Genomic DNA, 21,282 nt, shown 5'->3' with positions numbered 1-21,282 from the left:
CCGATCACGCAGGCAGGCTACCGATTACGCAACCTTTCACCGCTTGAGCGTGGCGCATGGCAGGCAGCCGAAGCGTTGCCGATAGTGCTGGGTGAAATGCCCAGGGCTGTGGATGCCAAAGCGCAACAGCACGTCGGTCACACTACCCTCGCCGCGCTGCAGCGCCTGGTGCACCGCGAGCAGGCGCCGGTCGCGAATGTAGGCGACTGGCGTCTGCCCCAGGAACTGACGAAAGCCGTTTTGCAAGGTACGTACCGAAACGCCACTGAGCGCGCACAGGCTGGACAAGCCCAGCGGCTGGTCCAGGTGCGCTTCGATGTGATCCCGCGCGCGGCGTACATGGCTGGGCAGTGGCGTGGCGCCGGCCTGGCGAAGCGCATTGGAGTAGTTGTGTGGCAACTGGGTCAGTAGCAGTTGCACCAGGTGGTCCGAAAGCCCTTGGCGCAACGGCCCCAGGTTCAGCTCCAGTGCCGACAGCCGGCACAGGTAGTCCAGCGCCAGACCCAATGCCTGCACACCGGGGTGCCCGGCGCCAAGCGGCACATCGAACACCAGCGGCTGGCTCAGGCTACGTCCGAGCAACCGTTGCAGGTGCAGCTCAAGGGTAGTGCTCGGCACGCTCAGAACCACATTGCGGCACGCGCCACCGGTGACGACCCGGCTGCTGGCGAAGGGCGAACTGACACTCAGGCCGCCGGCACCGACCGCCGTACGCTCGCGCCCGTGGCTGACTTCGCAGCGCCCCTGCAAGGTGGCGCGGAACAGGTAGTGTGCGCCGTCGCCTTGCAGGCTGACCTCCACCGGCGCGTGGTAGTGCAGCGCCAGCAGCCACGCGCCGGCCAATTCCATGCCGCTGACCTGCAGGCGCGCAGGCGTATTGTCCAACACACGCAGTTGGTGCGGGCACAGGTAGCGTGCCAGTTGCGCCTGCATCTGGGCCACATCGTCCAGGTCGAGCAGCGGGAATCGCTCCAGCAGACGTATGTCAGCGAACATGTCAGGCGTGAGCCGAGTGTTCGCGGCGCATGCTGTCCCGCAAGCACCGGCAGCCTCGTGCCAGCAGCACGATGGCGAGCAGCGATGCGGCGAAACTGATGATCGACATCGACGAACCAACCGCCGCCGGGGCGCCGAAGTAACGGTCGGTGATCAGCGCCACCAGCGTCGTCCCCAAGCCGAGCCCGAGCAGGTTGCTGATCAACAGGAACACCGCCGACACCTGGGCCCGCACCTGGTTCGGCGAAAGGATCTGCATGGCCGCAGTCGAGGCCGGCATCGGGAACGAGGCAAAGAACATCGCCGGCACCAGCAAGGTGACCGACAGCCACAGCGAGTCGACCTGCGAATACAACACGGCGGGCACGATCATGCCCAGCGCGCCGATGACCCCGGTGCGCATGGCCGCATCGCTGTGCCCGCGCTTGGCCAGGTGGTCAGTCAGCCAACCGCCGAACACCACGCCGGTGGTGTTGGCCAGCAACAGGATGGTGCCGAGCATGAAACCCGCCTGTTCGGGGCTCATGCCGAACTTGCGGATATACAACGCCGGCGTCCAGCTCATCATGCAGAACAGCGCCATGGCGTAGAACGAAAAGCCCAGGTAATGGCAACTGAACGTTGCGCGGTGACGGCCGATGAAGCGCAGGCCATCGGTGAGCCTGACCTTGCGTACATTGCCGTCGGCATCCAGCTGTGCGCCTTTGCGTTGCGGGTTGCGCACGGTCAGCCAGATCAGCAGGCCGACGATCACCCCTGGCAGCCCGACAATGAAGAAGGCCAGTTGCCAGGCCTTCATGGCGCCGAGGAACGCCACCTCGATGGTTTGCGCGTCCTTGAGCAAGGTGATCACATAGCCGCCGACCAGAAAGGCGATACCGCCGCCGACGAATGAGCCGATCGAATAGATGCCCACGGCGCGGCCGAGCTTCTCCTTGGGGAACAGGTCGCTGAACATCGAGTAGGCCGAGGGCGACAACGCCGCCTCGCCAACACCAACGCCGATACGGGCTAGGAACATCTGCAGAAAGTTCTTGCTCAGGCCGCAAGCGGCGGTGGCGATGCTCCAGAAGATCACCCCGACTGCGATGATCCGCGGGCGTGAAAAACGGTCGGCCAGGTAGGCGATGGGCATGCCCATGAAGGCGTAGAACAGGGAGAACGCCAGGCCGTGCAGCAGGCTGAACTGGGTATCGCTCAACTGCAGGTCGGCTTTGATCGGCTCGATCATCAAGGCCAGGATCTGCCGGTCAACGAAGGAGAAGATATAGGCCACCATGCACAGGATGACCACGTACCATTCGTAGAAATAGCGCTTGTTGTGCTGCTTGAGGTGCTGCTCTTGGGTGAGGGTATTCATGCTCGCGAATTCCTGAGTGGACAGCCTGGAAAGGGATTACAAGGCAGTGACCTGTCAGCAACAGGCGAGCGCACGCGGGGCGGGATTACGCATGACCAAGGACCTTTTATTGTTATTGGAATGGTATGGCAGTTGACGGGTGGAGGCCTGTAGCGGCCCTGACGCCGGCAAGCCGGCGGCGGGGCCACTCATCACGCCACAGGGCCGTGTTCAGGCGCCTTGCAGCGCCCGTGGCCGATGGCTGCGCGTTTCAGCTTCAGGGGCTGGAGCGGTCTGCAGACGGAAATCGAACTGCAACTGGGCAAAACGATCGCCCTGCACCCCCTTGTCACGTGCCGCTGCAGCGTCCTCGACGAAGCGCAGGTCACCGATCAGGCCGTCACGGGTGGCGTAGGCGAAGTCGTCCCACAGGTACTTGTCGCCGGCGAAGTTGATCTGCGTGGTCAGGTGGCGATGCCCAGGCGCCGAGACGAAGAAGTGCACGTGCGCCGGGCGTTGGCCGTGGCGACCGAGCAGGTTCAGGCACTCCTGGGTCGGGCCCTGTGGGTCGCAGCCGTAGCCCGATGGCACGATGGAGCGGGCGCGGTAGCGGCCTTGGGCATCGGTGATGATGCGTCGGCGCAGGTTGTACGCCGACTGGGCCGAATCAAAGTACGAATAAGTCCCTTGGGTGTTGGCGTGCCACACGTCGACCGTGGCGCCGGCCAGCGGTTGCCCTTGGGCGTCGAACACCTGGCCTTCAAGGAACATCACCACCCCCGGGTCGGTGCCATCGTCCATGCGGGCCTCACCTTGGGCAATGGGCGCGCCGGCAACGTACAGGGGGCCTTCGATGGTGCGTGGGGTGCCACCGGCAAGGCCCGCCTCGGCGTCCTTGGCATCCTGCAGCAAGTCGAGGAAATGCTCGATACCCAAGCCCGCCGCCAGCAGGCCGGCTTCGTTGCGCCCACCCAGGCGATTGAGGTAGTCCACGGCGTGCCAGAACTCGTCTTCGCTGATGTCCAGGTCTTCGACCAGGCGGGCGGTGTCTTGCAATACACGCAGGATGATCTGTTTGAAGCGCGGGTTGCCTTCGGTATGCCCAAGGCCAGCCACTTGCTCGAAGAACGCCTGAATGTCGGGGGTGTGGGAAATCTTCACGGTCATGTCGGTTACCTCATCTTGTTCTTGTGCAAATGGCCTGGATCAACGGTCGTCGGCGTGGATCGACGACGGGTGGCGGCACAGGCCGTCCACCTCGATGTCCATGTAGGGGAACAGCGGCAGCTGCAGCAGCGTGTCGTGCAGCGCCTCGACGCTGGGCACGTCGAACACGCTGTAGTTGGCGTAGTGCCCGGCGATGCGCCACAGGTGGCGCCAGGTGCCCTCGCGTTGCAGGCGCTGGGCCAGTTCCTTTTCGTCAGCCTTCAGTTGCGTGGCCTTGGCCGGGTCCATGTCGGCCGGCAGTTTCACGGTCATCTTCACGTGGAACAGCATGGTGTTCTCCTAGGGTCAGCGGCGGGCAAAGCGCGCCAGGCGGTGTTCGTCGAGGGTCAAGCCAAGGCCCGGGGTGCGCGGCACGTGCAGTTGGAAGTCGCGGTACACCGGCGGCTCGTTGACGATTTCTTCGGTCAGCAGCAGTGGCCCGAACAGCTCGGTGCCCCAGGTCAGCTGGCGCAGGGTGACAAAGGCATGGGCCGAGGCCAGGGTGCCGATCGAGCCTTCGAGCATGGTCCCGCCGTACAGCGCGATGCCCGCAGCCTCAGCGATCTGCGCGGTGCGCAGCACGGCGCGGGGGCCGCCGTTCTTGGCGATTTTCAGGGCGAAGATGCTGGCGGCACCGTCCGCGGCCAGGCTGAACGCGTCCTCGACGCTTTCGATCGACTCGTCGGCCATGATCGGCGCCGGGCTGCGCTGGTTCAGGCGCACCTGGCCGCTGCGGTTGTGGCGCGCAATCGGCTGCTCGATCAAGTCGATGCCGTGATCGCCCAGCACCTGGCAGGCGCGGATGGCCTGGGACTCGTCCCAGTACTGGTTGACGTCGACCCGCACGCTGGCACGCTGGCCCAGTGCGCGCTTGATCGCCACCACATGGTCCAGGTCCTGTTGCAGCGGGTTGGCACCAATCTTGAGTTTGAACATGCGGTGGCGGCGCACCTCCAGCATGTGCTCGGCCTCGGCGATGTCGCGGGCAGTGTCGCCGCTGGCCAGGGTCCAGGCCACTTCCAGGGTGTCACGCACGCGCCCGCCCAGCAGCTCGCTGACCGGCAGGCCCAGGCGCTTGCCCTGGGCATCGAGCAAGGCGCTCTCGATGCCGGACTTGGCGAAGGTGTTGCCCTTGGCCAACGTGTCCAGCTTGAGCATGGCGGCGTTGATGTTGTCGGCCGGCAGGCCGATCAAGGCCGGCGCCAGGTGCGCGTCGATGTTGGCCTTGATGCCCTCGGGGCTTTCGTAGCCGTAGGCGAGGCCACCGATGGTGGTGGCCTCGCCGATGCCTTCCACACCATCGCTGCAGCGCAGGCGCAGCACCACCAGGGTCTGTTGCTGCAGGGTGTGCATGGCCAGCTTGTGCGGGCGGATGGTCGGCAGGTCGACGATAAGCGCATCGATGCGCTCGATCAGGGCGTTTGTCATTGTTCGAAGGTCCCGTCAAATCAGGCTGCAGGCCGCAGACCCGATACTACATTTACTTGATTATTCAAGCATTGCGCGAGACCCTGAAGGCCGTCCAATATCAAATGAATCTCCCACCATACCCAGGAGGTCTGATGGAGCTGCGCCACCTTCGTTACTTCAAGGTGCTGGCTGAAACGCTGAATTTCACCCGCGCTGCCGAACTGCTGCACATTGCCCAGCCGCCGCTGAGCCGGCAGATCGGCCAGCTCGAGGAACAGCTCGGCACTTTGCTGGTGGTGCGCGAGCGGCCACTGCGGCTGACCGAGGCCGGCCGCTTTTTCTACGAGCAGACCTGCACCTTGCTGCAGCAATTGGAGCACATCAGCGATAACACCCGGCGCATCGGCCAGGGCCAGCGCCAATGGCTGGGCATCGGCTTCGCTCCCTCGACCTTGTACACGGTGCTGCCGGAGCTTATCCGGGCGTTGCGCCAGGACAGTGAGCTGGAGCTTGGCCTGAGCGAAATGACCACCGTGCAGCAGGTGGAGGCGTTGAAAAGTGGCCGCATCGACATCGCCTTCGGCCGCATCCGCATCGACGACCCGGCCATCGCCCAGCAGGTACTGCGCGAAGACCCGCTGGTGGCCGTCCTGCCCAAGGGCCATGCCTTGGCCGGAGCTCCGCTCACCCTCGCCCAGCTGGCCAAGGAAGCGTTCATCCTCTATCCGGCCAACCCCAGGCCCAGCTATGCCGATCACATCCTGGCGCTGTTCGCCCACCACGGTATGAGCCTGAACGTCAGCCAGTGGGCCAATGAACTGCAAACTGCTATCGGCCTGGTTGCCGTGGGGTTGGGCGTCACCCTGGTGCCGGACTCGGTGCAGCAGCAGCACCGGACCGATATCGAATACGCGAACCTGCTCGACACCCGTGCGGTCAGCCCAATCATCCTCAGCCGCCGCAAGGGCGACCTGAGCCCGATCGTGCAGCGCTGCCTGGCATTGATCGCGCAGCAGGCTGGTTGAACCGCCTGGGTGGCCGCGGGTGTGCCCCCAGGCCTGCCATTCAGTCCCGCTCGAAGAAGCTGCGGCCTTTGTCCTTCAGCAGCGCCACCAGAGCCTCAGCCGCAGGCGACACATAGCCGTCCGTGCGCACGGACACCGCCACGGTCCTGCGCATGGTGGTTTCCTTCAGGGGTACCTCACGCAGCCACGACATGCCCAAGCCATGCTCAACCGTTTCCCGTGCGGCAAAACTCAACAGCTGAGTGCGGGCAATCAGCCGCGGCAACAGTGAAATGGCGTTGGTTTCGATCTGCACCTGCGGTGCTGGCAGTTGATGGGCGATGAACACATTGTCGATCCAGCGCCGTGCAGTAACGGTCGGCCCCGCCAGTACCCAACGGTACTGGCAGAGATCCTTGAGCACGATGGGGCCGGCGAACACCGGGTGCTCGGCACTCGCCACCACAATGGCTTCGTCCTCCAGAATGGGGTGCGTGGTGAATTGCGGGTCATCGGCAATCTGGGGGGAGATGATCACATCCAGCCGCCCTGCCCGCAGGGACTCCTTGAGTACATCGTCCTGGCCGATGGACAGCTTCAAGGTCACCTCCGGGGCCCGCTCCAGCAAAGCGGCAGTCAGGTGCGGCAGCAGGTGGTCGGCCATGCTTGCCGCGCAGCCCAGGCGAATGTTGCCAACCAGCCCGCCGGCAAAATCGCGCACCTCGCGTTCGGTTTCGGCGATGTTCAACTGCAACTGCCTACCCCGCGCCAGCAACAGCTTGCCGACTTCGGTGAGCTTGATGCGACGCCCGTCACGCTGGAACAACCGGGTGCCAAGCGATTCCTCTAGCCGTTGAATGCTCTTGGTCAACGCCGGCTGGCTGCGGTTGAGCTGTTGCGCAGCGCGGCCCAGGTGGCCGAGCTCGGCGATGGTTTCGAAATAGGTAAGGTCACGCAGGTCCATGATTCATGAATTTCAGTTATGGATTCATCAAAAGTAGAAAATAGACTTGATAGATTGCGCCGTCGATAATTTTCTCCGCTGGCGCTGCCAGCCCCGTGTTATCGCTGCGCAAGGAGTATCTACGTTGCAGACCGCCCTCTCAGGCTTTTCCAGACCTCTCTTCCAATGGCTCGCCCTACTGACCTGCGCCGGCGCCCTCGGCCAAATGTTGCATGCCCTGGCCGTACCGGCCGGGTTGTTCCTCGGCCCTATGCTGGTAGCCATCGTGTTCGGCGTTTGCGGAGCACGCTTGAGCCTGCACCGCCAGGTGTTCCGCTTCGGCCAGGGCTGCGTCGGGTTATTGGTGGCCCATTCGGTGTCCTGGGCCGTGCTGGTCTCCATGGCCCAGTCCTGGCAACTGATGCTGGTGGCCACGTTCATCACCGTGGCCTTGAGCGCCATCGTCGGCCTGGGCACCGTGCGTTTCGGCGGCATCCCAGGCAGCACCGCCGCCTGGGGTACCGCGCCAGGCGCCGCGTCAGCCATGGTGTCGATGGCCGAAGAGCACGGTGCTGACGCCAGGGTGGTGGCAACCATGCAGTATGTGCGTGTGGTCTGCGTGGTCATGATCGGCTCGCTGGTCAGCCACCTGCTCGGTGCCACCCCGGCGGCGGGCGCGGCAGCCACTGCGCCAGCGATGACGCAGGGCTCGCAGCTGGTCGACGGGCTGCTCAGCCTCGCGGTGGTGTTCGTGGGCCTGGTGGCCGGTAACCGTGTGCCTGCCGGTGCGCTGCTGATGCCGCTGTTGCTTGGGGGTGCGCTGCACCTGGGCGGGTGGCTGACAATCAGCTTGCCTGAATCGCTGCTGGCCGTTGCCTACGGCGCCATCGGGTGCTACATCGGCTTGCGCTTCGATCAGCAGACCGTGCGTTATGTGTGGAAACGCTTGCCCACCATGATTGCCGGCGCGGTAGCGTTGATTGTGTTGTGCGCGGCGTTTGCCTGGGGGCTGGCCCTGGCGATGGGCACGGACTTTCTGTCCATGTACCTGGCGACCAGCCCCGGAGGGCTGGATGCCATGGCGATCATTGCGGTAGAAACCCATGCCGACGTCGGCTTGGTGCTGGCGATGCAAACGCTGCGGTTGTTTGGGGTAATCCTGACCGGGGCCTTTTGTGCCAGGCAGATCATCCGGTTGACCCAGGCGTAAGCCGGCCACCCGATGCCAGGCACTTGTTCAGCCCCGCAACGCCGCCTCGATTGCCGCCACATCGATCTTGTCCATTGTCATCATCGCCTCGAAAGCCCGCTTGGCCGCTGCCCGGTCCGGGTTGCCGATGGCCTCGATGAGGATACGTGGGCAGATCTGCCACGAGATACCCCACTTGTCCTTGCACCAGCCGCACACGCTTGCCTGGCCGCCATTGCCAACGATGGCCTGCCACAGCCGGTCGGTTTCGGCCTGGTCTTCGGTGCTGACCTGGAACGAGAAAGCCTCGCTGTGGGTGAATGCCTTCCCGCCGTTGAGCCCTACGCAGGGGATGCCCATGACAGTGAATTCGACAGTGATCACGTCCCCCGCCTTGCCCGATGGATAGTCGCTCGGTGCCTGGTGCACCGCGACGACCTGGCTGTTCGGAAAGGTACTGGCATAGAAGGTGGCCGCTTGCTCGGCATCATGGTCGAACCAGAGGCAGATCGTGTTCTTGGCAGTCATGGTCAGGCTCCATGGACAGGCAGAGAACATTGAGTCTAGCGCCTCAGCCAGGACGGGGGGACATTTACTGAAAAGCTGTTGACGCGGATGCGCGTGGCAATGAGCGAGCGGGCAATCAGTGAACAATGGCGTTTGCAGCGCAAGCTTGCCGGTTACATCGCGCCCCTCCCCCCAGCCTTCGCGCAGTCACAAGCCCAGCTAGGCAATAAAAAACTAAACTCTCGCACGCCAGGCCCGGTCACAGCCTTTGAGCATGCAACATGGACTGCAATCCAAAGGAGACTGGACATGCCCTTCCCTTTCGAACCGATGTTCCCCCACCTGCGTCGCCTGGCCCTGGCCAGTGCGCTGATGGCTTGCGTGCCAGGCGCCTGGGCGAGTGACGTATTGCTGGTAGGCAACAAGGCCGATGCCAGCGTCTGGGCGCTGGACAGCACCAATGGCCAGGAACTTGCCCGTCTGCCGGTGGGTACCGGCCCGCACGAAGTGGTGGTGGCCAGTAACGGGCTGCTGGCAGCGGTGGGCAACTACGGTGCCCAGGGCACGGCCAACAACAGCCTGAGCGTGATCGACTGGCCATCACGCACCGTGGTGCGCACCATCGACCTGGGCAAGGACTCGCGCCCCCACGGCATTCGCTTCCTGCCGGACAGCCAGCGGGTGGTGGTCACCACCGAAGACAGTGAGCGCCTGTTGATCGTCGATCTAGCCCAGGGCAAGGTGCTCGATCGCATCGACGTGGGTGGCGGCAAGCCGCACATGGTCGCGCTGTCACCGGGCGCTGACCGGGCCTATGTGACCCATGTCGAGTCGGGCACGCTGTCGGTAGTGGACCTGTTGCACAAGAAAAAGATTGCCGACATACCGACCGGTAACGGCAGTGAAGGCATCGCGGTGACCCCGAGCGGCACCCAGGTATGGGTCAGCAATCGCGAAGGTAACGAGGTGGTGATCGTCGACGCGAAGCGGTTGGAGGTCACTGACCGTATCCGCACTGGCCTGTTCCCGATCCGCATCGCCATGACACCAGATGGCAAGTATGCACTGGTGACCTGCGCGAAGTCGGCGGAACTGGCCGTGATCGACGTGGCGGCCAAGCGTGAAATCAAGCGTATTGGCCTGGCCAAGGAGGGTGAGCATTACCGCGAAACCCTGCTCGGCGCCCAGGCGCTGCCGATTGGTGCGGTGGTGTCTCCCGACGGCAAGCGGGCCTATGTGGCTATCAGTGGCAGTGATCAGGTGGCGGTGATCGATACGGCCAGCTGGACCGAGAAAGACCGCTGGAAAACGGGGCCGGAGCCGGATGCGCTGGCCATCGTCCCGCAGCCTGAGAGCTGATCTGTCACGCCCCCAGCCGGCGCGGCCATGCCAGGACGCGCCGCGCCGGGTTGCAACATCCTGCAGAGAATTCCTACTCAAGGCAGTGAACCTGCTTACAAAAACGCGGTCTTTCGCTGACGGTCAATTCACCGACCGGTTCACCGGCCCCTGCATGATCACACGTCATCGGGCCTACTTTTTCTGTTGCAGCGAAGACCCAACATGCCTGAATCCCGCCCAGTCTCCCTCGCACTCCCTGCCCTGCGCGGCAGCCTGATCGCCGCCCTGGTGGCGCTCGCTGCCCCCGTACATGCCGAAGAGCCGGCCAGCGATGCGCGCTGGGTCAGTGACAGCCTGAGCACCTACGTACGCAGCGGCCCGACCGATGGCCACCGCATTGTCGGCACGCTCAAGTCCGGGCAAAAACTCAGCCTGGTTGGTAGCCAGGGTAACTACAGCCAGGTGCGCGGGCAAAATGGTGACCTGGTATGGATACTCACCAGCGACCTGCAGTCCGTACCGGGCCAGGGTGAACGCTTGCCGCAACTCGATGCGCAGGTGGCGCAGTTGTCCGGCCAGCTCAAGACCATCGACGACAGCTGGAAGAACCGCGTGCAAGGCATGCAGGAAACCCTCGACTCGCGCAAGCAACTGATCGATGAACTGGAAGCACGCAACAAGGCGCTCAACGAGCAACTCGACCAGTCCCAATCGGCCTTGCGTGATACCCAAGCGCGGCTGGGCGACGAGAACAAGCAGGTGATGATGCGCTACATGGTCTATGGCGGTAGCATTGCCGGCGCTGGCCTGCTGGCGGGGCTGATCCTGCCGGCCCTGACACGCGGGCGCAAGAAGAACGACCGCTGGTTCTGACGGGCGCCTGCGCGCTGCCGACCCAAGGCGGTCGTCGACCCTGAACCGGCCCCTGGCGGGTGGCACCGCGACGCGGCCAGTTCAGGCACACACCTATTTCCCGCGGGCTTTGTTATAAATAGTCTTGGCCCGGTCGGCCGATGACTGACCACCGGCAAGGCCGTGAGCACGGCGCTGACTCACTGGGCCCGAAACGCGGTACCTACTGCCGCAACCGTTCCAACGCGTCCAAGACAAAACCGATGGCCCGCTCCGTTTCGCCTTCCCGACGAGCAATTCCCAATTGCCGCCACAACCCCGGCCGCAACGGCCGGCATGCGATACGCCGGTCCAGCTCCGCCCCCTCGCCCTCTTGGGGCAGCAACGTGGCACCATAACCGGCACCGACCAGGCTCTTGATAGCGTCGTTGTAATTCAGCTCAATACGCGGCTCAGGGTACAACCCCGCTGCGGCGAACCATTCGCTGGTCACGCGCGACAGTTGCGTGCTGTTGTCGTTGAGGATCAAGGCGCGCTGGCCCAGCCAGGCCGGGGTGACTTTGGCTGGTGGCTGCCACTCGGCGGGCACGTAGGCGAGGATCGGGTCGCGCCGCCAGGGGGTGACCTTGACCCCCTTGCCCGCCACCTGCGGCAAAGCCACCAGGCCGACGTCCAGGGCGCCTTCGCGCAGCCGAGCCAGGGAAGCCTGCGAGGTGAGCACCTGGACCTGCACATCGATACCTGGGTGCGCCACCCGCAGATGCTCCAACGCTTTGGGCAGCAGGTGTGCGATGGCGCCGGTGGAGGCGCCCAGGCGCACCCGGCCCGTCAGGCCTTCGACTTGTCGGCGCACTTCATCCAGCGCCAGGTCGGCATCGGCCAGCAACCGTCGGGCACGGGCCAAGAGGGTTTCGCCGATAGTCGTCGGACGGATCTGGTTGCGGTTGCGGGTCAGCAGTGGCGCGCCAACCCGCGCCTCCAGCTCAGCCACGTGCAAGCTGATAGTTGGCGGCGCCAGGTTGAGCTGGCGGGCGGCCTCGGCGAATGAGCCTAGGTCGGTGATCACCACCAGGGTGCGGAGGCGGTCGAGGCTGATTTCGCGCATGGGTGAGGTCCTGTTGGGGCGAGCCTGCGAAAGGGTCGGCACAGGTGGTTTCAAATTCAGAATAACTGAACACCAGCATCATGATATTCAAATTTCCTTTACACCCGCCACAGGCGAGCATAGGTCATCCTCCTTTGACCGGACGCTGACCATGCACAACCCTGTTGTCTTCATCGATGGCGACCAAGGCACCACTGGCCTGCAGATTCACGCCCGCCTAGCGGGGCGCAACGACCTGCGCCTGCTGACGTTGCCCGAAGCCGAGCGCAAGGACCCACAACGGCGCAGCGAGGCCATCAACAGCGCCGACATCGCCCTGCTGTGCCTACCCGATGAGGCCGCCCGCGAGGCCGTGGCAGCCATTGATAACCCAGCAGTACGGGTGATCGACGCCAGCTCGGCGCACCGCACCACGCCTGGCTGGGTCTACGGCCTGCCGGAACTAGACGCGCATCAGGCCGAGCGTATTGCCCAGGCCAAGCGTGTCAGCAACCCCGGCTGCTACCCCACCGGCGCCATCGCCCTGCTGCGCCCGCTGGTCAAAGCCGGCTTGCTGCCGGCCGACTATCCCCTGAGCATCCATGCCATTTCCGGTTACTCTGGGGGTGGCCGGGCGGCCGTCGAGCGGCATGAACAGCCCGACGCCGCGCGGGCGCCGACCCTGCAGTTGTATGGCCTGGAACTGGCGCACAAGCACGTACCGGAAATCCAGCTGCACGCCGGTCTGTCGACACGGCCCGTGTTCATGCCTGGTTATGCGGCCTATCGCCAGGGCATCGTGCTGAGCATTCCACTGCAGCTGCGCCTGCTGCCTGGCGGGGCCAGCGCCGAGCAGTTGCAAGCGTGCCTTGAGCAACACTATCAAGGCGCCCGTTACGTGCAGGTATCGCCGCTGCACCAGCACGGCCCGGCCACCCCGCTCGACCCCGAGGCACTGAACGACAGCAACGAGCTGCGCCTGGCCCTGTACGCCAACCCCGAGCACGGTCAGGTGCTGTTGACCGCCGTGTTCGACAACCTGGGCAAGGGCGCGTCGGGCGCTGCGGTGCAGAACCTCGACCTGATGCTGGCGGCGATGCAGGCGCAAGGCTGACGCAGTAAAAAGGGGTTAGACTGTGTACCCCGCGCCATCCGGCGCGGGGTGATTCAACCGCAGCCGGAGCCCGTCCACCGATGTTCATCCTGAGCCGCCTCGACAGCGTGCCGCCCGAATCCTTCCAGAACCAGATCCGCGAACTGGTGATCCATCACGTCGGCGATCTGAGCAGTGTCGCCATTCGTGCCGACAACCCGTTGTACCCGCTGTACCAATACGGGGTGGGGATGGAGGTGCACCAATACCTACAGGCGATGGATGGCACCCGCGGCCTGGACGTGCAGCTCACGCTCGCGCTGGATGCCGAGGCGCCGGACCAACTGCTTGGTTTCGCCCTGGCGCTGCCCGCCCAGGACAACCCACAGGCCTGTGTACTGGCCTTCCTCGCCGTGGTACCTGAGCGCCGCCGCCAAGGCGTCGCCCGTGCCCTGCTGGGCGACGTGCAGGCGCGGTACGCCAGTGTCGAGCTGAATGCCTTTGTGCACCAGGTGCCGTGGTTCGAGGCCATGGGCATGCAGGTGGTAACGGCCAGCGGCCCGCAGGTGCTGATGAGCAGCACCGGGCACGCCAGTGGCGCGTTGATCGGGCGATTGGACATTGCACCGATCTACCAGACCACCGAGGTGCATCAGATTCATACCTACCTGCTCAATCAGCAGGGGGAGGATACGATGATCGAGGCTGAGCAGCAGCGGGATGAGTGGCTGGATGAGCTGGCAATGCGCGCGCGTGAGTGTGTGAAGCAGCGCAAGACGGTGCATTGAGCTGGGGGGCTCTATCGCCGGCGGGAGAAGTGGAGCGCAGCAGCCCCACAGGAAACTCGGTTCCTGTGGGAGCCCGCTTGCCGGCGATAAAACCACACCGGCCCGTCAGGCATGCACCCAACGCCGGTGCAGCCCACGGGCCAAGGCATCGAGCATGAACCCCAGCACGCCGATCAGCAACACCATCGCCATCAGTTCCGAATAGGCCAGGCGGTCGCGGGTATCCAGAATGAAGTACCCCAGCCCTGCGCTCACCCCAAGCATTTCGCAGGGCACCAACACGATCCACAAGATGCCGATGGCCAGGCGCACGCCGGTCAGCACATGGCCGATCACCCCGGGGAGGATCACCTTGCACAAGGTTTCCCAGCGCGTGGCACTCAGGCTGCGGCTCAATTGCAGCCAGCGAGGGTCCAGTTGACGCACGCCAGCAGCGGTGTTGAGCAGGATCGGCCATAGGGCCGCGAAGGCCAGCAGGAAGTAGATCGGCTGGTCACCCACCCCCATCAGCATCACCACCACGGGCATCCACGACAGCGGCGAGATCATCCGCAGGAACTGGAAGGCCGGTGTGGTGGCGGCCTCCAGGTGCCGGTAGCTGCCCACCAGCAGGCCCAGGGGCACGCCGATCAGCAGCGCCAGCAACAGGCCCACCAGAATACGCTTGAGGCTGACCCAGATGTGCCCGTAAACCTCCCCCTGCCCCAGCAGTTCGACCAGGCTGGCCAAGGTTGCCTGGGGCGAGAAGCGCGCCGACAGCCCATCGGCCTCGCCAAACAGCCTCACACCGGCCCACCACAACAGCAACAACCCCAGCAAACCAACCAGCCCCAGGCTAGCGTGTACGACATGCTTGCGCATCAGACCGCGAACTCCTCGCTACGCTCGAAGCTGTCGGCGATGCCGAACACCGACGGGCCGCCGACAGCCGCGATGGCGTTGCGCACGAAGCGGTCGTCGACCAGGTCGCGAGCGGTCTGCGCCGGGTCCAGGCCGGCCAGAAAACCGCTCTCGCCTTCGATCAGGGTGTTTTTCAGGCGCTTGACCAGTTCCTCGGTGTAGCTGGGGAACGGGTAAGGCTGGAAGTCGATGCGCTTTTCGTCCCACTGCTGGTGCTGGATGGCGCCGCTGGCAATGTAGCTGGCGCGGTCTTCGGCGGACGGGGCCAACACCTTGGTCAGCACAGCCGGCTCGTGCGGGGTGTATTTGTTGGGGCCGGCCTTGGACAGCAGCGCGGCGGCTTCGGCACGGTGGTCGCGGGTCCAGTGCTGCGCCTTGACGATGGCGTTGACCACCTTCTGTGACCACTCGGGACGGTTGTTCAGGTCATGTTCATGCATGAACACCACGCAGCAGGCGTGGTTGCGCCAGACATCACCGGTAAAACGCTGAACGCGGCCGACCTTGAGGTTCTCAGCCAGGGCGTTGAACGGTTCGGCCACGATGTAGCCGGCGATGCGCTTGCTGGCCAGTGCCGGCGGCATGTCCGAGGGTGGCAGCACCAGCAGGTTGACCTCATTGGCTGCCAGTGGCGCATTGGCCGGCTTGGACACGGGTGTAAGGCCGTTGTCGTTGAGCATCTGTTGCAGCACCACGTTGTGGATCGAATACCAGAACGGGATGGCTACGGTCTTGCCACCGAGCTGTTTCATCTCGGTGATGTCCGGCGCTACAGTCAGGCCCGACCCGCCAACGTGGTTCCACGCCACTACCTTGGCCGGCACCTTGCTGCCATAGCGTGCCCATACCGTCATGGGCGACAGCAGGTGGATGACGTTGACCTGACCAGAGATGAACGCCTCGATCACCTGAGCCCAACTGCGCAGCAGCACCGGGCGCTCAGCCTTGATGCCTTCTGCCTCGAACAGGCCGTTGTTGTGCGCCACCAGCAATGGCGTGGCATCAGTGATCGGCAGGTAGCCGATGCGTACTGGCGCATCCGGTTCGGCGGCAGCACGCGCCTGCAGGCTCGACAGCAGCGGCAGCGCACCGGCGGCAGTAAGCATGGCGCTGAGCTTGAGGAAGTCGCGACGCGAAGAAGAGGAACAGCAGTCATCCATGCACATGGACAGCCTCCGAGGGCAAGGGGGTAGAGGAAGGTTCAGCTGCGCGGCTTGCCCGCCGAAGGGTTTTGAGAATGTCGATACGCAGCGCCCCCAACTCCTCGACCCGATGCGTGCGAGGTTGCGGCAGGTCGATGTGCCATTGGCCGAGGATGTGCGCTGGGTGATCGCCCAGTAGCAGGACCCGGTCGGACAACAGCAGGGCTTCGTCAATATCGTGGGTAATCAGTACCGCCGCGGTGTTATGCGTGGCGATCAGTTGCAGCAGCAGTTGCTGCATGTCGGCACGGGTCACTTCATCCAGAGCACCGAAGGGCTCGTCGAGCAGCAGCACCTCGGGCTGGCGTGCCAGGCAGCGGGCCAGTGCAGTGCGCTGGGCCATGCCGCCAGACAGTTGCGCCGGGTACTGGTTGCGCGCATGGGCCAGCCCCACGGCGGCAATCGCATGGTCGATGCGTGCACGGCGCTCGGCTGCGCTCAGCTTGGGCTGACGGGCAAAGTCCAGGCCGAAGGCCACGTTCTTTTCCAGGCTCAGCCACGGCAGCAGGCTTGGGTCCTGAAAGGCCACTGCCAGGCGCGGATGGGGCCCCTGCAGCGGTTCGCCGTGCAAGTTCACGCTGCCGCCACGCGGCTGCTGCAGGCCGGCCAGGACCCGCAGCAGGCTGGACTTGCCGACACCACTGGGCCCGAGGATGGTGACCACTTCCCCAGGCGCCAGTTGCAAGTCGAAACGCGCCAGCACCTCCTGCCAGCCGCCCTCGCGTGGATAGCCCAGGCTTATTTCACGGGCTTCGAGCAACGGTTGGCTCATGCGCTGGCCGCCTGGCGGTGCAGTTCGGCACGCAATTGCACCAGGCTTGGGGTGACAATGGGCACGAAGGCCGATTCACGCCAGCGGCGGGCGAACCCTGCGCCGAATTCACTCAAGTAGGCCTTGCCACCGCTGGCCTGCAGCTCCAGTTGCACAGCGTCGGCGGCGCTTTCAGCCAGGGTGATGCGCAGCTTGAACAGTGCGGCAGGCTGGCTGAGGAAACGGCCTTCGAGCAAGCCCTGCTTGAGCGCTGCCACGGTATTTTCCAGGCGTTCCTGGAGCACCTGGCGCGCTTCTTCGAGGAACGAAGTACGGCCATTGATGTGCCCCTGCACCTCGTCCAGCGCACGGCGCGCCAGGCCGATAGCCATACCGCACTGCAACGCGAGGAACGCCGGCCGCACCTTGGGCAGGAACTCACGGGCGTTTTCATGCAACAGCCAGTCGCGGCTGAGCGCCACTTCATGGAACGCCAGGGCCGCCGTGTTGCTCGACTGCAGGCCCATCAGTTGCAAGTCGTCGGACCGTTCCAGCCCCACAGCATCGGAGGGGATCGCCAACACGAATGGCACACCACCGGCGTCGTCCTCGATGGCTGCTGCCACCACGAAACCACTCTTGCGCAGGTTGGTGACCCAATGCAGGCGGCCGTCAAGGGCCCAACCCTCGGTTTGCGGGCGGCCCCGCACCTGCAGCGCTTCAATGCCAGAAAGGAACTTCATGGCGTTGGACAAGCCGGTAGCACCGGCCAGCTCGCCGGTCAGCAGGCCAGGCAACAGGCGCTCGCGCAGCGCCTGGTTTGGGCTTTGCAATAGGTATTCGATGAAGGCACGCTGGCCCCAGCAGACAAACGCCGACGCCAGCGAATGGCCGGCAATGGCAGCGATCGCCTCGACGGCGTCAGTCACCTCGCCCCCGCTCCCGCCCAGCGCCGGGTCGACGCCGATGCGCAGCACCTGCGACTCGGCGATGTGCGCCAGCACGCGGTGCGGGTCGCACCGGCCCTGGTCGATTGCCTCGGTATTGGCATCCAGCCACTGACGAAATGCAGAATCAAGCATGTCCCTACTCCTGTTGAAAACGCAGGCGCCGTGGCGCCACGCGCGGTTTATGCAGAGGGCTGCCAGCGGTACTTGCTCAGCTCGTCGTTGAGCGGCGTCTGGGCGAACACATTAGCAAAGTTGCACAGGGTTGCGAGGCTCACGCCAAGAATCACTTCCAGGGCGTTGCCTTCGGTGAAGCCTGCATCGCGAAACGCCTGATAAGTGGCGTCGCTGACATTGCCGCGGGTGGCGATGACTTCACGGGCAAATTCAGCCAGGGTTTCATAGCGGGCGTCCGGCAGTTCGCCACGGGCGCGCAAGGCATCGACTACGTTCTGCGGCAGCTTGGCCTTGTTCAACGCCACGGCGGTGTGACCCGCCACGCAGAAGTCGCAACCATGGTGGGTGGCGGCGATCAATTGCACCACTTCGCGTTCGGCCAAGGTCAGCTCAGACTTGCCATTGAGGGCAGAGACGGTGACGTAGGTTTCCAGGGCCGCGGGGGCGTTTGCCAGCACGCCCAACAGGTTGGGGATGAAACCGGAATTCTTCTGGGCGTTCTCGAGGAACGGACGGGCCGCTTCCGGGGCGCTCTGCAGAGTGTGTAGAGTAATGCGCGAGGACATGGAGTGGACTCCTTTGATGGGTGTCCATACAGTCTGTTGGTTATAAGAATTACCCTCCATATTCGTCAGTCGCCTTTCCTTGCTCCTGAGTCTTTGCATTAGATGATTTCGTCCACCCCTCTTGTCGATTGGTTATTAGAAGGCCTCGAACTCGATGCCAGCCTGTTCCATGTAGGCCGCTATTGCGGTGGCTGGCACGCCAGCACCCACGGTTTGGGCCGGGCCAGCTTTCACTTGGTGGTGCAGGGGCATTGCTGGCTGCACATCGATGGCCAGGCCGAGCCCGTGCGCCTTGAGGCCGGTGATGCCGTGTTTCTGCTGCGCGACCTGGCTTACCGGCTGTCTGGCGACAAGGACCCAGTCAGCGCCTGCGCACAGCCACGCCAGACCATGCAAGTACTCGATGCCAGTGCCAGCGATGGGGTGGGCCTGGTGTGCGGGTTCTTTCACTTGCGCCCGGGGTTGTCGTCGCTGATTGTCGACGGGCTGGCCGACTGGATTCTGTTGCGCGCCCACGAGCCGGCCGGGCATGCCGCACGAGCACTGTTCGGGCTGATCCTGGAGGAATGCCAACGCGCGCCCGCGCCATCGCAAACCCTGCTGGAACGCCTGACCCACCTGTTGTTCCTGTATGTCCTGCGCCAGCAGGTGCATGCCGGGCAGCCTCTTGGCGGCTTGGTCGCCCTCGCCCGGCACCCCGCGTTCGCTGGGCTGCTCGAACAATTGATCGACCAGCCTGGCAATGCCTGGACCCTGGAAAGCATGGCAGCCTGCACGGGGTTGTCGCGGTCGGCATTCTTCAAACGCTTCAATGAACTGGCCGGGCAGTCACCAGGGCAGGTACTGCTGGCCTTGCGAATGCGCCACGCGTGCCAGCTGCTGCGGGCGGGCAATACCGTGGAACAGGTGGGGGCGCAGGTGGGATATCAGTCGGTGGCAGCGTTTACCCGGGCCTTTGCCAAGGCCATCGGGGTGCAGCCAGGGGCCTATCGCAGGCAGCATGAAGGGCGGTGAGGTAGGCAGTGAATGGGCAGCGAACCTGACATATCAGTCAATAAATGAAGGATATGTCAGCACTTGTCATGACATTGAATGACTGGTCAATAATGATGGCATTGTGGCATCATTGAAAACAAAAAATATTCAAGAGGGTGAGGCAAACATTTAAATCCGCAGCGCATCGAGAGACTGGCACCACCCCGGGTGAGCCGGCTTTCCGTCCATGCTCTTGACGCCTGCACGCCAACGTCAAGGAGCATTCCATGCAGTTACGGAATATGAAGATCGGCATTCGCGCTGCCAGCGCATTCGCCCTGTTGGGCATCCTGGTCCTGATCATGGGCCTGCTTGCACTCTATGAAACCCGGCAAATGGACAGGGCCACGGACGAGATCCGGGTCACCTGGTTGCCTGCCGTGGTGGCACTGAACGAAGTCAGCACCAACCTCGGTCGCTCCCGCGCCGTCACCCTGCGCACCGTGCTGGACGACAGTGCCGAGGAACGCGCCCGTAACCTCGAGATGCTCAAAGGCATCAACGAACAACTCGCCAAAGGCCTGAAGGACTACGAAGACACGATCGTCGAGACCGATGATCACACGCTGTTCAACGCCTTCAATGGCGCCCACCAACAGTACCTGGACGTTCAGCGACGTCTGCTTCAGGCCGTGACCGCTCGCCAGATGGATGAGGCCAAGCATCTGGTCAGCGGCGAAATCACGCAGTCCTCCGACGCCATGATGAAGGCCATGAGCGCACTGATCGCCTACAACGGCAAAGGTGCCGAGCAGGCCTCGCAGCGCAGCAGCCACGCCGCCGACGAAGCGTTGAGCGCCATCATTGGCTCACTGCTGGTGATCGTCGTCGCGATGGCCGCCATTGCCACCCTGCTCACCCGCAGCATTGTCCTGCCGCTGGGCGATGCCGTGGCCGTGGCCGAGCGCGTGGCGACTGGCGACCTGACCCATACCATCCAGGTAACCGGCCACGATGAGCCGGCCCAGCTCCTGCGCGCCTTGAGCCGCATGCAGGAAAGCCTGCGCGACACCATCCGCAAAATTGCAGCTTCGTCCGATCAACTGGCTTCTGCCTCGGAGGAGCTGCACAGCGTGACTGAAGACACCAGCCGCGGCCTGCACCAGCAAAGCGCAGAGATCGACCAGGCCGCAACGGCCGTCAACCAGATGACCGCGGCCGTCGAAGAGGTGGCGAACAATGCGGTCAGCACCGCCGATGCTTCCCAAGGCGCCGACCGCACTACCCGCGATGGCCGCGAGCAGGTCAATCAGGCGTTGGCCTCGATCCAGCACCTGGTCGATGACGTCACCGGCACTTCCGCCGAGATCGAACTGCTGGCCAGCAACGCCAATGAAATCAGCCGGGTGCTCGATGTGATCGGCGCAATTGCCGGGCAGACCAACCTGCTGGCACTGAACGCCGCCATCGAGGCCGCTCGTGCTGGCGAGGCAGGCCGTGGCTTTGCCGTGGTGGCCGACGAGGTGCGCGCCCTCGCCCACCGCACCCAGCAGTCCACGGCAGAGATCGAGCAGATGATCGCTGGCATCCAGAACGGTACCGAGCGTGCGGTGTCCGCCATGCACAACAGCCAAGGGCGAGCCAGCGGCACGCTGGAAGTGGCCCAAGGTGCCGGGCAGGCACTGGAGGTCATCGCCGAGGCGATTGCTTCGATCAACCAGCGCAACCTGGTGATTGCCAGCGCTTCGGAGGAACAGGCGCAGGTGGCGCGCGAAGTGGATCGCAATTTGGTGAACATTCGTGATCTGGCGATGCAGACGTCGGCGGGGGCCAACCAGACCAGCGCGGCGGCACAGGACTTGTCGCGGTTGGCGGTGGACCTCAATGGCATGGTGGCGCAGTTCAAGGTTTGATCGGATATAGCCGGGGCCGCGGTGCGGCCCATCGCCGGCAAGCCAGCTCCCACAGGTTCTATATTGCCCTTGAAGGGTACGCCACCAGTGTGGGAGCTG

Annotated in this window: 21 protein-coding genes; 8 read left to right on the top strand and 13 right to left on the bottom strand. The window is 64.2% G+C overall.

The window, feature by feature from the left end; genetic code table 11:
* Window positions 1–36 precede the first annotated feature (36 nt).
* From L6D80_RS25150 to L6D80_RS25130, 5 genes are all read right to left on the bottom strand, one after another.
* Complete coding sequence (locus tag L6D80_RS25150) at window positions 37–996, bottom strand: AraC family transcriptional regulator (RefSeq protein WP_176512933.1); 960 nt, start codon at window positions 994–996, stop codon at window positions 37–39.
* A gap of 1 nt (window position 997) precedes the next feature.
* Window positions 998–2,356: a spinster family MFS transporter gene (locus L6D80_RS25145; protein ID WP_176512934.1), complete on the bottom strand. Its 1,359-nt coding sequence runs from the start codon at window positions 2,354–2,356 to the stop codon at window positions 998–1,000.
* A 210-nt stretch (window positions 2,357–2,566) separates the two neighbouring features.
* Window positions 2,567–3,502 carry a catechol 1,2-dioxygenase gene (catA, locus tag L6D80_RS25140; protein ID WP_176512935.1) on the bottom strand — a complete coding sequence of 312 codons (936 nt, stop codon included), beginning with the start codon at window positions 3,500–3,502 and terminating at the stop codon, window positions 2,567–2,569.
* A 39-nt stretch (window positions 3,503–3,541) separates the two neighbouring features.
* Entirely contained in the window at window positions 3,542–3,832 is a 291-nt protein-coding gene (gene catC, locus L6D80_RS25135; RefSeq protein WP_176512936.1) for a muconolactone Delta-isomerase, read from the bottom strand.
* A 15-nt stretch (window positions 3,833–3,847) separates the two neighbouring features.
* On the bottom strand, window positions 3,848–4,969 hold the full coding sequence (locus L6D80_RS25130; RefSeq protein WP_176512937.1) for a muconate cycloisomerase family protein: 1,122 nt from the start codon (window positions 4,967–4,969) through the stop codon (window positions 3,848–3,850).
* A 134-nt stretch (window positions 4,970–5,103) separates the two neighbouring features.
* Between L6D80_RS25130 and L6D80_RS25125 the strand changes: the two genes are divergently transcribed.
* The gene (locus L6D80_RS25125) at window positions 5,104–5,976 is read left to right on the top strand and encodes a LysR family transcriptional regulator (protein WP_054902723.1); all 873 of its coding nucleotides are present in this window, start codon (window positions 5,104–5,106) and stop codon (window positions 5,974–5,976) included.
* A 40-nt stretch (window positions 5,977–6,016) separates the two neighbouring features.
* Here the strand turns inward: L6D80_RS25125 and L6D80_RS25120 are convergent, their stop codons facing one another.
* Window positions 6,017–6,919 (bottom strand): LysR family transcriptional regulator, encoded by a 903-nt coding sequence (locus L6D80_RS25120; protein WP_054902724.1) that lies wholly within the window; start codon window positions 6,917–6,919, stop codon window positions 6,017–6,019.
* A 205-nt stretch (window positions 6,920–7,124) separates the two neighbouring features.
* Here L6D80_RS25120 and L6D80_RS25115 point away from each other — a divergent pair, with 205 nt between their 5' ends.
* The gene (locus tag L6D80_RS25115) at window positions 7,125–8,108 is read left to right on the top strand and encodes an AbrB family transcriptional regulator (protein WP_236183083.1); all 984 of its coding nucleotides are present in this window, start codon (window positions 7,125–7,127) and stop codon (window positions 8,106–8,108) included.
* Window positions 8,109–8,135: 27 nt separating this feature from the next.
* Here the strand turns inward: L6D80_RS25115 and L6D80_RS25110 are convergent, their stop codons facing one another.
* On the bottom strand, window positions 8,136–8,615 hold the full coding sequence (locus tag L6D80_RS25110) for a VOC family protein (protein WP_054902726.1): 480 nt from the start codon (window positions 8,613–8,615) through the stop codon (window positions 8,136–8,138).
* Between the two features lie 288 nt (window positions 8,616–8,903).
* On the opposite strand from L6D80_RS25110, the gene L6D80_RS25105 reads away from it, so the two are divergent.
* A complete protein-coding gene (locus tag L6D80_RS25105; protein WP_054902727.1) occupies window positions 8,904–9,953 on the top strand; it encodes a YVTN family beta-propeller repeat protein in 1,050 nt (349 codons plus the stop codon).
* 204 nt (window positions 9,954–10,157) lie between these two features.
* Window positions 10,158–10,808: a TIGR04211 family SH3 domain-containing protein gene (locus L6D80_RS25100; protein ID WP_054902728.1), complete on the top strand. Its 651-nt coding sequence runs from the start codon at window positions 10,158–10,160 to the stop codon at window positions 10,806–10,808.
* Window positions 10,809–11,010: 202 nt separating this feature from the next.
* Here the strand turns inward: L6D80_RS25100 and L6D80_RS25095 are convergent, their stop codons facing one another.
* Window positions 11,011–11,892, bottom strand: coding sequence for a LysR family transcriptional regulator (locus L6D80_RS25095; protein ID WP_054902730.1), 882 nt, complete (start codon window positions 11,890–11,892; stop codon window positions 11,011–11,013).
* A gap of 151 nt (window positions 11,893–12,043) precedes the next feature.
* On the opposite strand from L6D80_RS25095, the gene argC reads away from it, so the two are divergent.
* Together argC and L6D80_RS25085 are read left to right on the top strand one after the other, a co-directional pair.
* Entirely contained in the window at window positions 12,044–12,985 is a 942-nt protein-coding gene (gene argC / locus L6D80_RS25090; RefSeq protein WP_054902731.1) for an N-acetyl-gamma-glutamyl-phosphate reductase, read from the top strand.
* Window positions 12,986–13,065: 80 nt separating this feature from the next.
* Window positions 13,066–13,752, top strand: a complete 687-nt coding sequence (locus L6D80_RS25085; RefSeq protein WP_176512939.1) for a GNAT family N-acetyltransferase — start codon at window positions 13,066–13,068, stop codon at window positions 13,750–13,752.
* Between the two features lie 105 nt (window positions 13,753–13,857).
* Here L6D80_RS25085 and L6D80_RS25080 read toward each other — a convergent pair whose 3' ends face one another.
* From L6D80_RS25080 to L6D80_RS25060, 5 genes are read right to left on the bottom strand one after another with little or no spacing between them, the layout of a single operon-like run.
* Complete coding sequence (locus L6D80_RS25080) at window positions 13,858–14,613, bottom strand: ABC transporter permease (protein ID WP_176512940.1); 756 nt, start codon at window positions 14,611–14,613, stop codon at window positions 13,858–13,860.
* A complete protein-coding gene (locus L6D80_RS25075) occupies window positions 14,613–15,818 on the bottom strand; it encodes an ABC transporter substrate-binding protein (protein ID WP_176512941.1) in 1,206 nt (401 codons plus the stop codon). Before L6D80_RS25075 ends, L6D80_RS25080 begins: the two co-directional genes overlap by 1 nt.
* Window positions 15,805–16,626 (bottom strand): ABC transporter ATP-binding protein, encoded by an 822-nt coding sequence (locus L6D80_RS25070; protein WP_176512942.1) that lies wholly within the window; start codon window positions 16,624–16,626, stop codon window positions 15,805–15,807. The genes L6D80_RS25075 and L6D80_RS25070 overlap by 14 nt, the downstream gene beginning before the upstream one ends.
* Window positions 16,623–17,687, bottom strand: a complete 1,065-nt coding sequence (locus L6D80_RS25065) for an acyl-CoA dehydrogenase family protein (RefSeq protein WP_176512943.1) — start codon at window positions 17,685–17,687, stop codon at window positions 16,623–16,625. Before L6D80_RS25065 ends, L6D80_RS25070 begins: the two co-directional genes overlap by 4 nt.
* 47 nt (window positions 17,688–17,734) lie before the next feature.
* Window positions 17,735–18,295, bottom strand: a complete 561-nt coding sequence (locus L6D80_RS25060; RefSeq protein WP_054902737.1) for a carboxymuconolactone decarboxylase family protein — start codon at window positions 18,293–18,295, stop codon at window positions 17,735–17,737.
* A 102-nt stretch (window positions 18,296–18,397) separates the two neighbouring features.
* On the opposite strand from L6D80_RS25060, the gene L6D80_RS25055 reads away from it, so the two are divergent.
* Both L6D80_RS25055 and L6D80_RS25050 read left to right on the top strand, forming a co-directional pair.
* The gene (locus tag L6D80_RS25055) at window positions 18,398–19,309 is read left to right on the top strand and encodes an AraC family transcriptional regulator (protein WP_054902738.1); all 912 of its coding nucleotides are present in this window, start codon (window positions 18,398–18,400) and stop codon (window positions 19,307–19,309) included.
* 248 nt (window positions 19,310–19,557) lie between these two features.
* A complete protein-coding gene (locus L6D80_RS25050) occupies window positions 19,558–21,183 on the top strand; it encodes a methyl-accepting chemotaxis protein (protein ID WP_054902739.1) in 1,626 nt (541 codons plus the stop codon).
* Window positions 21,184–21,282 lie beyond the last annotated feature (99 nt).

This window comes from Pseudomonas ceruminis (assembly GCF_021602025.1).
GTDB classification, from domain to species: domain Bacteria; phylum Pseudomonadota; class Gammaproteobacteria; order Pseudomonadales; family Pseudomonadaceae; genus Aquipseudomonas; species Aquipseudomonas ceruminis.
The sequence above is the reverse complement of the archived record's forward strand: the minus strand, read 5'-3'. Positions and strand labels throughout refer to the sequence as shown.

Excerpts from the sequence above, each read along its gene's own strand:
- L6D80_RS25130 (WP_176512937.1), bottom strand. The coding sequence starts at position 4,969 with ATGACAAACGCCCTGATCGAGCGCATCGATGCGCTTATCGTCGACCTG.
- L6D80_RS25145 (WP_176512934.1), bottom strand. The coding sequence starts at position 2,356 with ATGAATACCCTCACCCAAGAGCAGCACCTCAAGCAGCACAACAAGCGC.
- L6D80_RS25050 (WP_054902739.1), top strand. The coding sequence starts at position 19,558 with ATGCAGTTACGGAATATGAAGATCGGCATTCGCGCTGCCAGCGCATTC.
- L6D80_RS25070 (WP_176512942.1), bottom strand. The coding sequence starts at position 16,626 with ATGAGCCAACCGTTGCTCGAAGCCCGTGAAATAAGCCTGGGCTATCCA.
- L6D80_RS25075 (WP_176512941.1), bottom strand. The coding sequence starts at position 15,818 with ATGTGCATGGATGACTGCTGTTCCTCTTCTTCGCGTCGCGACTTCCTC.
- catC (WP_176512936.1), bottom strand. The coding sequence starts at position 3,832 with ATGCTGTTCCACGTGAAGATGACCGTGAAACTGCCGGCCGACATGGAC.
- L6D80_RS25065 (WP_176512943.1), bottom strand. The coding sequence starts at position 17,687 with ATGCTTGATTCTGCATTTCGTCAGTGGCTGGATGCCAATACCGAGGCA.
- L6D80_RS25150 (WP_176512933.1), bottom strand. The coding sequence starts at position 996 with ATGTTCGCTGACATACGTCTGCTGGAGCGATTCCCGCTGCTCGACCTG.
- L6D80_RS25085 (WP_176512939.1), top strand. The coding sequence starts at position 13,066 with ATGTTCATCCTGAGCCGCCTCGACAGCGTGCCGCCCGAATCCTTCCAG.
- L6D80_RS25095 (WP_054902730.1), bottom strand. The coding sequence starts at position 11,892 with ATGCGCGAAATCAGCCTCGACCGCCTCCGCACCCTGGTGGTGATCACC.
- argC (WP_054902731.1), top strand. The coding sequence starts at position 12,044 with ATGCACAACCCTGTTGTCTTCATCGATGGCGACCAAGGCACCACTGGC.
- L6D80_RS25080 (WP_176512940.1), bottom strand. The coding sequence starts at position 14,613 with ATGCGCAAGCATGTCGTACACGCTAGCCTGGGGCTGGTTGGTTTGCTG.
- L6D80_RS25120 (WP_054902724.1), bottom strand. The coding sequence starts at position 6,919 with ATGGACCTGCGTGACCTTACCTATTTCGAAACCATCGCCGAGCTCGGC.
- L6D80_RS25125 (WP_054902723.1), top strand. The coding sequence starts at position 5,104 with ATGGAGCTGCGCCACCTTCGTTACTTCAAGGTGCTGGCTGAAACGCTG.
- L6D80_RS25115 (WP_236183083.1), top strand. The coding sequence starts at position 7,125 with ATGTTGCATGCCCTGGCCGTACCGGCCGGGTTGTTCCTCGGCCCTATG.
- L6D80_RS25110 (WP_054902726.1), bottom strand. The coding sequence starts at position 8,615 with ATGACTGCCAAGAACACGATCTGCCTCTGGTTCGACCATGATGCCGAG.
- catA (WP_176512935.1), bottom strand. The coding sequence starts at position 3,502 with ATGACCGTGAAGATTTCCCACACCCCCGACATTCAGGCGTTCTTCGAG.
- L6D80_RS25100 (WP_054902728.1), top strand. The coding sequence starts at position 10,158 with ATGCCTGAATCCCGCCCAGTCTCCCTCGCACTCCCTGCCCTGCGCGGC.
- L6D80_RS25060 (WP_054902737.1), bottom strand. The coding sequence starts at position 18,295 with ATGTCCTCGCGCATTACTCTACACACTCTGCAGAGCGCCCCGGAAGCG.
- L6D80_RS25055 (WP_054902738.1), top strand. The coding sequence starts at position 18,398 with ATGATTTCGTCCACCCCTCTTGTCGATTGGTTATTAGAAGGCCTCGAA.
- L6D80_RS25105 (WP_054902727.1), top strand. The coding sequence starts at position 8,904 with ATGCCCTTCCCTTTCGAACCGATGTTCCCCCACCTGCGTCGCCTGGCC.